Source organism: Kitasatospora sp. NPDC127116 (genome assembly GCF_042677365.1).
In the GTDB taxonomy this organism is placed as follows: Bacteria; Actinomycetota; Actinomycetes; order Streptomycetales; family Streptomycetaceae; genus Kitasatospora; species Kitasatospora lactacystinica.
Genome location: NZ_JBHXTL010000039.1, coordinates 1 through 12,302 on the forward strand (window position 1 = coordinate 1; position 12,302 = coordinate 12,302).

Below are 12,302 nucleotides of genomic sequence, written 5' to 3' on the forward strand. Positions count from 1 at the left end.
GTCCTCCGGACACATGACGCGCCGTCACTATCGTGACGGAATGATGTAACGCCACTCCGTGGCTCTTGGCAAGCTAGGAGGGAGGGTCGGTACAACTCTCGCCTCATCGGTGGCGTCTCTTCGGGGCCGGCCCTTGTACCGTGTTCGAGCCTTTGGGTGGCCTCTCCCCTCATGGACTCGGCCCTTTAGGGCTCTGAACTAGGCTTTTCTTCTATGCTCTCGGGCTCTGCTTGCTCCGGCCGGGCTCACTCCCGGGCTCGACCGGCTCCTTCGGTGGACGCCCTCCGGGCGCCTGCCCTGTTGTGTACCGGGCTCCGGTATGTCACGGTCCCTGTCTCGTTACAAGTTGTTGGCCGGGGAGTCTGTGACTCTGAGTCAGCTATAACCCTCGTCAAATGGTCTGAACCAGTCAGGCAATTCTAGCGACCAAATCGAGGCTTGTGCAAGGCAGTGGTGACATTTTCTGTAACGCGCCTGATTGGCGGTCAACCGCATCGGGCTGATTGCCCTTCATATCCGACGGATTTCCCGCTGTGGGGCAGGGAAGTTGTACCGGACTCTATCAGCCTGAGCCTGTATCAGAATTTCACGGTCAGGGAATCCCGCCTGATGCCCCGTCTCCCCTCCGGGTTGTACCGGGGATTCATGATGCGGCGCTTCGAGAATTGTACCGGGAAGTCCTCCGGGAGGCCGGGCGTTCGGGCGTGTGGCGCGGTGCCGGTTGGCGGGCGGCTTGGCCAAGGTGGTGGAGCTCCGGTCCGGGGCCCGGTGGTGCGCAGCGGGGCGGGGCCGGCCGCTGGCGGGTTGCCTCCGGGGTCCGGCTCGTTGGCTTGGTGTGAGCGACGAGGCGGCGCCGGTGGACGGCGGACGATGTGCGCCGTCGACGTCGGCAGCGGGCCGCTGCGGCCGTTGGGCATGCAGGCGTGGGCCGTCGACGCGCGGCGGGCGCAGGTGGTCTTCGCGGCCTCGCACCGGGTCGAGACGTTCGCGTCGGCCGGCGGCCGCGGGCCAGGTCCGCGCCTGGCCGGGCTGGCGTCCGGCGGGTGGGCGCGGTTCGACGACTTGGAGGGCTGGGCGGGGCCGACGGTCGGCTGGGCGGCTGTCCTGGACGTGGCCGACGGCGTCCTCACGGTGACCGGCCGGGCCGGCGTCTGCTTCTACGTGAGGGCGGCCTGAACAGCTCGCGCGCCGTCACGCTGTCTTCTTCGCCCTGGCCGGCGGTATCACCGGTCCCTGGGAGATCGCGGAGGCGCAGTTGCGGGGGCGGGGATGTACGCGCTGCTGTGCCCGGTGGGGCGGGCGCGCGGCTGGTGGGGGTGGTCAGGCGCCGAGGCCGATGTGGCGGACGTAGGTGTAGGCGCCCCAGTCGGAGTCGAGGTCGGCGATGATGTCGTCCCAGATCTCCTCGAGCTTGCCGATGTCGCCGGCGATCATCGCGTCGACGGCGTCGTCCCAGACGTAGCGGACCCGCAGGGTGCGGATGCGCAGGTTGTCGCGGCGGCGCGGTTCGTCGACGACGTCCTGGTTGATGGGGTGGATCTCGACCTTGGTGCCCTTGCCCTGGTTGTTGAGGTGCTGCTTGAACGCGCCGGGGTTGTTGAGGATGTTGGCGGCCCGGAGGTTCCAGTAGGCAGTGTCGATGGCGTCGAGGTTGGCGGGGAGGGGGTTCTGGGTGCCCTTGGTCCAGGCGCTGATGGTCTTGGGGACGGCGGTGATGCCGGCGTCGGCCATGGCCTGGGCGCCGCCTTGGGTCGTGGTGAGGTAGCGCATCCGGGCGGTGAGGCCGCGGCGGGTGGTGACGGGGGACTTGATGCCGCCTTCGACGATCATCCGTTCCAGGGCGTCTTCGAGGGCGCGGGCGAGGACGATTTTCCCGTGGCGATTTTCGGGGTCGAGGTCGGCGCCGTATTTGCCGAAGTTCTTCCAGCCGTCGGTCGACATTAGGTGGCCTTCGCGTAAAGGGTGTACTGCTTCTTGAGCTTCAGCTGGGTGGTGAGGCGGCCTTCAGTGAATACCGTGCGCCATGCGGTGTCGCCGGTAATGTGGAGTTCGTCGGTGCCGCGGAGGCGGACGATGGTGAGGCCGTGTTCGTGGGCGCGGTGTGCCTTGTACCAGAGGTTGGCGAATGCCTGGCTGCGAATGATATGCATCCAGTCGGGTCGGCGAAGATCTCGGTTGTAGGTGGATTCACCGATGGTGGAGACGAACTTTGAGTAAATCGCCTTGACGTATTTCTCGGTGACGTCGTCGCCGTCGAGGATGGCCTTTTCGCGGGCGGTGGTGAGGACGCGGCGGAACTTCTCCGCGATGTTTTCGGAGGCGCCGGAGGTCCACGCCTGGGTGATGTGCGGGGCCTCGGCGAGGCCGAGCTTGTGGCAGCGGATCAGGAGGCGGATGGTGGCGTCGTCCAGGAGGACCGGGCCGGGCTCGCGGCGGTTGCCGATCGGGTCGGGCAGGTGCGGGTGTTCCCAGGTGGGGCGCTTGGGCAGGAGGTAGATGCCGGAGCGCTTGGGGTTGAAGCCGCCGTCCGGCTGGTGCTGCAGGGCGCCGATGGGCAGCCAGGTCTTCAGGGAGCTGCAGAAGGCGGCGTTGGTGTCCAGGACGTCGACGTCGATGTCCTGGTGGGTGCCGGCCTTGAGCTGGTCCATGAGTGGGCCGTTCTCCCACTTGTGGCGGCCCTCCCAGATGTCGTCGGCTCCGTCGCGGGATTTCTTGCTGAGGAATTCGAGGCGTTCCGGGTAGACGGTGTGCTCGTAATTTCCGCCGACTCGGGTTGCCTCGAAGAGGGCCATTCCGTTCGGAATTGCTTTCAGCTCCAGCGCGGTGATCGCGGCTTCGGTGTCGCCGCTGTGCTCCTGGAGGGTCTGCTCGACGACCGAGTTGATCATGTTGAGGAAGTGGCTGTAGTCCCGGCCCGCGTAGTCCCCGCCGCCGGGGCGGGCGGGCCGGGGCGCGACCGTACGCGCCGCGCGGTCCCGGGTCGGGCGCAGCGGGTGGGCGGGGGGCTGGTCTGGCGTCAGGGCGTCCAGGGCGGCGGCGGTGCCCGGGGTGACCTCGGGGTCGGGGTCGGGGTCCGGGTCGGGGTCGGGCTGGGGCGCGGCGGCGGTGTCCTGGGCGGGGTGGCCGGGGACGGCGATGGTGGGCCGGGCGGAGGCCTGTGTGGGCGCCTCCGGCGCCGGGGCCGTGGGGGCGGGGGTGTTGGGCGCCTCCGGCGCCGGGCGGGGGTGGGTGTAGGGGTCGTGGGGGGTGGGGTCGGTGAGGCGGGCGTGGGTGCGGTCGGCGGTGAGGGTGAGGGTGGCTTGGGTGCCGAGGTCGCGTTCGGCGATGGTGATGAGGAGTTGGGTGGTGGGGGCGTCGGGGTGGGGGTGGAGGGTGAGGGTGGTGTCGAGGCCGAGGGTGGTGATCAGGTCGGGGTGGTCGGTGTCGAGGATGGCCAGGACTGGGACGTGGTGGGTGCGGGCGAGGTGGGCCAGGGCCTGGGCGGCGTCGGTGAGGCGGGGGCCGGAGAGCGGGAGGCGGGGGTCGTCGAGGGCCTGGAGGCGGTCGACGACGACCAGGGCCAGGCCGGGCTGAGCGGGCTGGGTGGTGGTGGTGTGGGCGAGGTCGGCGGCGGTCTCGGCGATGGCTTCGGGGGTGAGGTCGGTGCCGTCGTCGATGTAGAGGCGGGCGGCGGCGAGTTCGGTGTGGAGGGTGGTGGCGTCGGCTTGTTCGGTGGAGGTGAGGCGGCCGGTGCGCAGGCGGCGGTAGTCGACGGGCAGGTGGGCGGCGACGATCCGGGCGGCGACGTCGGCGTGGGTGAGGCCGGAGGCGGCGTAGAGGACGGGGAGGTGGTGGTCGAGGGCGGTGGTTCGGGCGGTGGTGGTGGCGAGGAGACTTGCGCCGGTGCCGGGGGCGGCGGCGGCGAGGTAGAAGCGGCCGGGCTGGAGGCCGCCGAGGGCGTCGTCGAGGGTGCGGATGCCGGTGGACAGGGCGCGCGGGCCGGCCGGGGTGTTGGTGTCGTGGTCCGGGGCCTGGGGGGTGAGGACGGTGGTGAGGGCGTCGGCGAGCGGTGCGAGGCGGCGTGGGCGCCGCGGAGTGGCGGGCGCCGCGGGGGGCGTGGGGGGTGTGGTGGCCGGATGGTCGGCCGACGGGGCCGCGGCCGTGGGGTCCTGCAGGGCGGGTTCGCCGGCGGCCGGCGCGGGCGCGCTCGAGGTGGCCGGCTCGGTATCGGCGGGGGCCGACTGGTCGGGCTCGGCCGTGGCGGGGGCCGGGGCCGGCTGGCCGGCGGGAGCGGCCGGGGTGGAGAACAGGGTGTCGTCCGGCTCGGCTTCGCTGCTGTGGTCCGGAGCGGTTGGCGCGGCTGCGGCGGGGACGGCGCCCGGGGTGGGCGTTACAACTCTGTTGCTGTGTGCGGTCGTTGCTGCCACGCCGGGTGTACCGGGGGTGGGCTGGTCGGGGTGGGTGGCGGGCGGGAGCGGGGTGCCGTCGGGGGCGGCGGGGAGCAGCACGGCGAGGGGGGTGACGTGGCGGCGCAGGACCTGGGGGGTGCCGGCGGCGGCCAGGGCGATGAGGTCGCCGAGCTTCTTGCGGGCGTCGGCGGTGCCGTGCGCGGTGGCGGTGGTCAGGTCCCAGCCCAGGGCGGTGGCGGTGGTGGGGGCGGTGAGCAGGGCGTGGTGGGTGCCGCGGGCAAGTGGGGTGGAGGTGCCCTCGCCGGCGGCGCGGATCATCTGCGGGAGGGTGCTGCGGGCCTGGTGCAGTGTCTGCGGGCTCGGGGCCAGGACCAGGTCGGGGGCCGGCGGGAGCGGGCCGGACGGCGGCGGGTCGAGGGCTGGGGTCGGGATGACCGGTGCGGGGTGGGGCGCGGCGAGGTCGTCGCCGGAGGCGGCGGGGGCGGTGTCGGAGGCCAGGTCCGGGTCTGCCGCGGGCGCGGGGGTGGCGGCGGGCTCCTGGACGCGGTGGTGGGTGATGTGGGGGTGGAGTTCCGCGAGGTCGTGGCGCTTGAGGAGGCCGTCGAGGGTGCTGTCGCCGACGAGCACCAGCGGGAACGGCTTCGGCTCCCACAGGCGGTGCAGCAGCTGGAGCGCGGAGGGGCTCAGCCCGAGGGTGGTGGTGGTGATGACCAGGCGGGGGGTGTGCTGCAGCTCGGCGGTGATCAGGTCTTCGGCTTCGTCGAGTCCGGGGAGTCGGCGGCGCTGGCCGAGGCCGAGCCGGGTGTAGAGGGCGCGGATCAGGGACGAGCGGTCGTGGCCGCTCACCTGCACGGTCGGCAGGTGAGCGGGCTCGAGGTCCTGGGCCTGGGCGAGAGCGGTCTGCGCGGTGGTCGTGTGCGCGCTGGTGACTGCCAGGATCGTCCCCGGCGTCTGAGTGGTGACGCGCAGGAGCTCGGCCAGGTCGCCGACCGGCACCGGCGCCGGGGTTCCGGCCGCCGGGCCGGGCTGGGCCGGGACGGCGCTGTCCCGGGGCGGCCCGACGGGGGCGGGGAGCGTGACGGCTTCCGGGGCCGGGACGGGCACGGCGGCCGCCGGGGCCGGGGCCGGGACGGCGGTGGCGTCGGTCTCCGGGGCGGCGGGCACGGGCGCGGCCAGTTCCACCCCGGCGGCGAACTCGGCCCCGGCGACGGTGCCCAGCGCGGGCCGCAGGAAGTCGGTCACCAGCTGCTCCAGGGCCTTGTACGCCTGCTCGGCGCGGGCGCTGGCCGGACCGCCGAACGCGGTACGAGGAGCGGTGAGCAGCGCGAGCCAGTGCGTCCCGGTGATCTTGCCCCGGACGGCGGCCCCGAGCGCGGACTTCAGTTTGCGGCCCGCCGGGGTGGCCAGGTGACCGCGCGCCGGGTTCACCAGCTGGTACGCGGGCATGGCCAGGTTCTGGCGCAGCTGAAGCGGGACCGAGGCCCACAGCGAGTCTTCCGGGCCGGGGAGGTTCAGGTATCCGGCCGCTCCCGGCTCCGGCTCCGGGGCGGAGACGGCCGGTGCGGCGGCGGGACGGCCGGACCGCCGCGAGGAACCGGCACCGCGCGGGGCGCTGCCGGAGCGGGCCGGACCCGGCGCAGCGCCGGCGTCCCCTGCGGCCGGGACGAGCGGGTCCGCACCGGCCGGGCCCTTGACCGCCACCGGCGGGACCTCGTCCGCACCGCGTGCCACACCGGCAGCGGCGCGGGAGGAACCCGAACGAGAAGAGGACACCAGGCACTCCAGACACAGAAGGGCACACAGCAGACAGACAGGAACGACCGGCAACGGCCCGGGGGCCGAAGGCGCACGGGCCCGGAGCGGGCGGGCGCCACCGCCGACGGGCGGCGGTGGCGACCGGCGGACGGCAGGAGGCCGCCCCAGTCCCGGGCAGGGCGCGGCACGGCCCGGACCACAGGCCACCCGCACCCACACGCAAGGTGTAACGCTGGCCGTCAGTCTAGCCACACCGGTACACACCGGGGCGGATTGTTGTAACGAGAATGAGTGAAGCCGCGCCGCCGAGGCGCGGATACCCCCGCCCGGACAGGCGGGTTCGCGGAGGACGGCCCGGGAACAACCCCGGGCGGACGGCGCACGGCGGCCCGGCGACGGCGGCCGGGGCTGCACCGCAGCCGGGGGGCGGCGGCGGGCCCTGCACAGGCCCGGCGAAGGTGGAGAGACCGCACGGGCCCGGAGCGACGGCGGGCGCGGCGCGAGCCGGGCCGTCGGGACGGGACGGAGAGACCACTTCCCCCGGTCACCCGGCCGGAACAGGCAACAGCTGCGGTATGTACGTATGATCTTGGTCAACAGGCCGGTGGCTCAGATGGTTAGAGCGCACCCCCGATAACAGCACATCGCCGATCAGAGCCGGCAGTTCAGTCTTGTCGTTCTCGGTCCGGCGGGACAGTAGCCGCTCGCCCTCCTCGTTGATCACCACGGCATGGGGGTGCGTTTTGCCGATATCCGCCCCGGCCCAGATCTTGGTCGCGTCCCCTTCCGCCGGCTCGACTCGCGTCGACCTCGCCGGCGTTGTCCTGCAGTAGCGATCGAGTCGTCACGGGGCTCCGGGTGGGCAAGTCCCGTAGGCCGTCCGGCGGCTCAGCCCTTGCAGCCGTGGCCGGAGCTCTGGGCGCCTTCAGGTGTCGTCATGGTCCGGCGTGGACGTGCCGGGGGCTGTCGGACTGGTCTTCCTGGACAGGAACTGCGGCAGCATCATTGCGGGCCCCGCCCCAGCGTTTCTCGGTCTCCCTGTGAATGTGCCAGATGTCGTCCTCGGTGAGGAGGACGGAGACGACACCGGGGAAGGCTTCCTCGAAATAAATGTAGGGCTTCCGGTTGTCGATGCGCGGGGAGTGGTAGTCGAGTTGGTCCTGCATGCCGTGCTGGCGCGTGACCGGTGTCGCGGGGTGGTAGGTGAGTATGTTCGGGCTGGCCAGATCGATCAGCTTGTCGTCGATGAGGCGGCCCACTTCGTGGATGGTCTCGTCGATGCTGTCCCGCGTCTCACCGTCGAGGCCGAAAAGAACGGAGGTTCCCAGCTGCAGGTCCTGCTCCTTGACGAGGGCCGCAGCTTCCCTGACCTTTTCCCTCCAGGGCTTCCGTTCGTCCCGGCGGATATTCTTGTGAATGTTGTTCATGACTTGCGTCGACATGCTCTCGATGCCGATGTAGATGTAGCTGCATCCGGCATCCTTCATCTTTCCCAGGATTTTTGACGACTCTTCAGCCGAATGCAGCGCGACGAGGGTGTCGACGGTCAGCTGAGCACCCCACTGGAGGTCGCGCAGCCGCTGGACATCGTCTTCCTCGCGAACGAATCTGCGGTAACGCGGTTCGAGTGAACCGCTCTCGTCCCGGCGGATCCGGCTGAGCTCGTCGCAGAAGTTCTCGATGTCCCGGTACCGGCCGCTCCAGAAGACGGAGTCGTCGAAGAAGAGCGACTCGGCGCCGTAGCTGACGTATTCGCAGACCCGCTCCGCCGCCGCGCCTATCGCATCGTCCTTGAACCGCTTGAGCCCAGTGCCGAGTTGCGACGACTCGGAGCAGAAATTACATCGGTACGGACAGGCGTTGGATACCATGAAGTGCGCGGTGCGCATCACCTCCCCCGTCCCGGGGCGGGTGAAGATGGGGAATCGGGACCGGATCGCGAATGCCTCGTACGGCGAGGGTAAGGACGCGAGGTCGATCGTTCGGCCACGGAGCGGAACGGCGTCGAAGGTCTCCCCCGCCGCCAGGACGACGACCGACGAGCCGGACACGGGCCCCTCTTCGGCGAGCAGCCCCTGCAGGCACGGCAGGACCTGGTCACGGTCCACCCAACGCCGGTCGAGATCGGTGGCAAGGGCGATGGCCCGCATGAGCAGGTCCACGGCGAAGTAGGCCTCGCCGCCGACGACGGCGTCGACCACTCCGGGAGCCTTGCCCTCCTGAATGACTGTCACCGTGCTGCTGGGTTCGCACACGAGGGACTGGCCGTCGGGGGTGCAGGTGACGGTCTCGTCCACATGACGGCCTCCGAGTATGACGAAGGCGTCCGGGACCTCGCGCTTGACCAACCTCGCGATTTCGAGCGCGTAGCGGTGCGCGGGTGACACGGCGCTGATGAGCACGACCCTGGGCTGGACCTCGCGCAGCAGCCGCAGCCATCTCGTGCGCGCCGCGTCGTCCCAGACCCGGGGGTCGAACACCGTCTGGTCGGTGTTGGGTGACGTGCCGTAGGCCCGGTATCCGTCGTCACTGGCGGAGAGCCGGTACTCCTTGGACGGGAATCGGGTCCACTCGGGCGCGAGGTCGCTGTAGTGCACGGCGTCCTCCAGCGGGCCGGCGTCCGCCACGGCACGGTGCACGGCGGCGCTCAGCGCTGTGTAGAGACACATCGGGTCGCCCGGGTAGGTGATTTCACCCTCGGATTGGGTCATGACGGGCGCCAGTACCGACAGCACAGGGAAATAGCGGGTGTCCGTTCTCGCACTCGCCAGGTCATCCAACAGCCGGCGCCTGCGCGTCAGACGCCGTTCCCGAAACGCGTCCAGATCGGACACTTCCCCCTGGCGGTGCATCTGAATTCCGCCGCGCCCCGAATGCGTCTTCTGAATAGCGTGCGTGGCCATCGGTCCTCCGGATTCTGGTTCTTCCAGGATCTTATCCCCGAACACGGACATCGATGACGCAATTACTCCGGCGGGCCATCGATGGACATTCCCGTCCTTCTGCTTTCCCGAAAAACACACATCCCAATCCGTCACAGATCGGGACATTCTCAAAGCCTGGCCGCATATTTCTTGTGGCGATCCATCAGCTCTTCAATCGAGGGCCCACCCGGCACGACCTCGAACTCACCCGCGATCTTACTCGACCTTACTGGGCCGTGTCTTCAAATTTCACGTCCGCATCACTCCTCGGTCATTCACGTGCGCGCGCCGGCCAAGGGTTTCGACCGGGGTTTCCGCGAACGCGAACCGGCCGACCGAACCAGGCATTTCCGGGCCCGCATCGAAGAAATCACCCGGCAGCTCGGCGAATGAGCAATTCCCGTCTCCGACCGCGCAGATCGCGCGGGCGAGCAACCCGGGCGGTACGACGGCGACGTGGGTGGGAGACCGGCGGGACGGGCTGTGGTGCGACGAGGACCTCGCGGGCCGGTACCCGCGCGACGGACGCCCGGGCATCCGGCCCGCCCGGCCGGCCACCGTCTGTGTGCGGCGGTTCCTGCTCGGTCAGTTCCCCGCCCCGGGCAGAGCGGCCGTGGCCTGAAGGTACGCGGCCAGGCTCTCCAGCGTCGGATGGCGGTGCAGGGCCACCAACGTCAGCTCGGGCACCTGCGCCATGCTGCGCATGGCCTTCATCGAGTCGCCGCCCAGGGCGAAGAAGTCGTCGTCACGCCGGATCGCATCGATGCCCAGAACGTCCCGCCATGCCGCGGCGATCCGCTTCTCCCACGGACCGCTGGGCTCGGCACCCACGGGCACGGTGGCGCCACGGCGCTCCTCGTGCGGTGAGGGGGCCGTGGGAAGCGACTTGCGGTCCAGCTTCCCGTTGGGGCTCAGCGGCATGGCCGGCAGCACGAGCACAGTGCCGGGAACCATGTGAGCCGGGAGGCTGGCCGCGAGGGTCCTGCGGACGTCCTCCGGGTCCAGGACCTCGCCGTCGCGCGGCACGGCGTATCCGACCAGGACCGGGACGCCGGCGGCATCGGTCTGCGCGGTCACCGCCGCTTCCTTGACCTGAGGATGGTCGCGGAGCACGGACTCGATCTCGGTCAGCTCCACCCGCAGCCCGCGGATCTTCACCTGAAGGTCGGTCCGGCCGATCAGTTCGATCAGTCCGTCGGCACCGAACCTCGCCAAGTCGCCGGTGCGATACAGCCGCTCGTCGGCCACTGGGCCGTACGTCCACTCGATGAATCGCTCGGCGGTGAGGGCGGGCCGGTCCAGGTAGCCGAGCGCGAGGCCGACGCCGGCGAGGTACAACTCGCCTGTCACACCCGGTGGAACGGGTTGAAGCGACTCGTCCAGGATGTAGGTGCGCTGATTGGCCATCGGGCGCCCGTAGGGAATGCTCCTCCAGGTGGGTTCGGTGGCCTCGACCTCGAATATCGTCGAATAGATCGAGGCCTCGGTGGCCCCACCGAGGGAGATGAACCTGGCATCGGGCGCGGCTCCGCGGGCGCGTCCGGGCAGCTTCAGCGGGATCCAGTCTCCGGCGACCATGATCAGCCGCAGTGCGTTCACCGGTGAGGGGCCGCCACCCCCGCCGCGCTCGACATGATCGAGTACCAGTTCCAGCAGCGCCGGTGCGGTGTTCCACACCGTGACGCCGTGCTCCGCCGCCAGTTCGGCCCAGTGCGCCGGATCCTTGGCCCGGTCGGGCGCGGGAAGGACGAGAGTGCCGCCTGCCGCCGTCATCCCGAGGAATTCGTAGACCGACATGTCGAAACTCGGGGATGACAGGCCGAGGACACTGTCGCCGATGCCCACGGCGAAGCGGGAGTTGAGATCCTCGATGTTGTTCGTCACGCCCCGGTGGCGCAGCGCGATCGGCTTCGGCTTTCCGGTGGAACCGGACGTATGGATGACGTAGCAGAGGTTGTCCGGCCCGGCCTGGGCCTTCGGATCGTGATCGGGCCGAGCGGACAGGGCGGCGGTCTCGCGGTCCAGTAGCACCAGGAGTTCCTGCCGTACGGAGTCCTCCCCGGTCAGAGCGGCAGCGAGCTTGCTGTGGCTGATCAGAGCCACGCAGGAAGCACCGGTGATCATGGTGGACACCCTGGCCTGCGGATAGCCGGGGTCGAGCGGCACATAGGCCCCGCCGGCCTTGAGCACCCCGAGCATCGAGATCAGCAGATCGGGCGAGTGCTCGAGGTAGAGGCCGACGCGGTCGTCGGGGCCGACGCCCAGGTCCCTCAGATGGTGTGCCAGCCGGTTGGCCGCGACGTTGATCTCCTGGAACGTCAGCCGGGTCGCTCCTTGGATCACGGCGACGGCCTCGGGGGACCGCGCGGCCCGCTCCTCGAACGCCTCGTGCAGACAGCTTTCCTCGCGGGGCAGCCGGACAGCGGTGTCGTTCCATTCCACGAGGATCCGGTGCGCCTCGGGCCCGGTGAGAAGCACGAGATCCGCCAGCGCCCGGTCCGGCCGGTTCGCGCCGTCCTCGAGCAGGTTCTGGAAGTGGGCAAGCAGTTGGTCGCCGGTCGCCGTTTCGAAGAGTCGCCCGTCGAAGTGGAGAGCGGCCGACCGGGACGCCGCCCCGGCCGCGGGCAGCACGAGCTCGACCTCGTACGGCTGATCGCCCTCGCCGGCCCGATCCGCACCGAAACGTACGCCGATGCGGGCGGGCTCCTTCCCGGGGGCCGCCCCGGTACCGGTCGCACCGGTCAGTCCGCGGAGCGTGCTCTCCCCGGTGACGGAGAAGCGGAGCAGCGAGTCCTCACCTCCTTCGCGGTGCACGTGGAACTCGACCTGGTTCTGGCCGGAATACCGGTACAGCAGCGCGGCGAAGCCGGCGATCAGCACACTCTCCGGGGCGGTCGCACAGGACACCGCCACATCCCTGACGGCGCCGGCGTAAAGACCGGGAATTTCTCGGCGTACTACCCCCGTGCAACGGGGTGCGTCGACGCCACGCGGCCGGTCCGCAGGGATTTGGGCGGCATGGGAGGACAATCCTGTCTCCTGTCACAGATTCTCGACATCGCAGATGTAATTCGACTGTGAATATCGGATGGGCGCATGGGCGCACCGACTGCCGGGCCAGGAAGCTCCAAGCTTTGCGAGCGACCAGCCTCAGCGTCTGATCCGGGCCGAGGAAGGCGCTGCTGGCGACAGTATCGGCGGGTCGCGAACGCCGCAATGTGGCCGACGTCACACG

At 70.4% G+C, this 12,302-nt stretch carries 6 protein-coding genes; 1 reads left to right on the forward strand and 5 read right to left on the reverse strand.

Features of this window, described 5'->3' with window-relative positions:
• Nucleotides 1-870: 870 nt before the first annotated feature.
• Entirely contained in the window at nucleotides 871-1,176 is a 306-nt protein-coding gene (locus ACFVHV_RS17770; RefSeq protein ID WP_359899025.1) for a hypothetical protein, read from the forward strand.
• A 144-nt stretch (nucleotides 1,177-1,320) separates the two neighbouring features.
• On the opposite strand, the gene ACFVHV_RS17775 is transcribed toward ACFVHV_RS17770, so the two are convergent.
• The 5 genes from ACFVHV_RS17775 to ACFVHV_RS17795 form a co-directional block, all read right to left on the reverse strand.
• Complete coding sequence (locus ACFVHV_RS17775) at nucleotides 1,321-1,941, reverse strand: hypothetical protein (protein ID WP_359899027.1); 621 nt, start codon at nucleotides 1,939-1,941, stop codon at nucleotides 1,321-1,323.
• Nucleotides 1,941-6,119, reverse strand: a complete 4,179-nt coding sequence (locus tag ACFVHV_RS17780) for a DnaB-like helicase C-terminal domain-containing protein (RefSeq protein WP_380351948.1) — start codon at nucleotides 6,117-6,119, stop codon at nucleotides 1,941-1,943. The genes ACFVHV_RS17775 and ACFVHV_RS17780 overlap by 1 nt, the downstream gene beginning before the upstream one ends.
• Nucleotides 6,120-6,687: 568 nt before the next feature.
• Nucleotides 6,688-6,912, reverse strand: a complete 225-nt coding sequence (locus ACFVHV_RS17785; RefSeq protein WP_380351987.1) for a transposase — start codon at nucleotides 6,910-6,912, stop codon at nucleotides 6,688-6,690.
• 166 nt (nucleotides 6,913-7,078) lie between these two features.
• Nucleotides 7,079-9,046 (reverse strand): B12-binding domain-containing radical SAM protein, encoded by a 1,968-nt coding sequence (locus tag ACFVHV_RS17790; RefSeq protein ID WP_380351950.1) that lies wholly within the window; start codon nucleotides 9,044-9,046, stop codon nucleotides 7,079-7,081.
• A 606-nt stretch (nucleotides 9,047-9,652) separates the two neighbouring features.
• Complete coding sequence (locus ACFVHV_RS17795; RefSeq protein ID WP_359899033.1) at nucleotides 9,653-11,947, reverse strand: non-ribosomal peptide synthetase; 2,295 nt, start codon at nucleotides 11,945-11,947, stop codon at nucleotides 9,653-9,655.
• Nucleotides 11,948-12,302: the final 355 nt, after the last annotated feature.

Excerpts from the sequence above, each read along its gene's own strand:
- ACFVHV_RS17770 (WP_359899025.1), top strand. The coding sequence starts at position 871 with ATGTGCGCCGTCGACGTCGGCAGCGGGCCGCTGCGGCCGTTGGGCATG.
- ACFVHV_RS17775 (WP_359899027.1), bottom strand. The coding sequence starts at position 1,941 with ATGTCGACCGACGGCTGGAAGAACTTCGGCAAATACGGCGCCGACCTC.
- ACFVHV_RS17790 (WP_380351950.1), bottom strand. The coding sequence starts at position 9,046 with ATGGCCACGCACGCTATTCAGAAGACGCATTCGGGGCGCGGCGGAATT.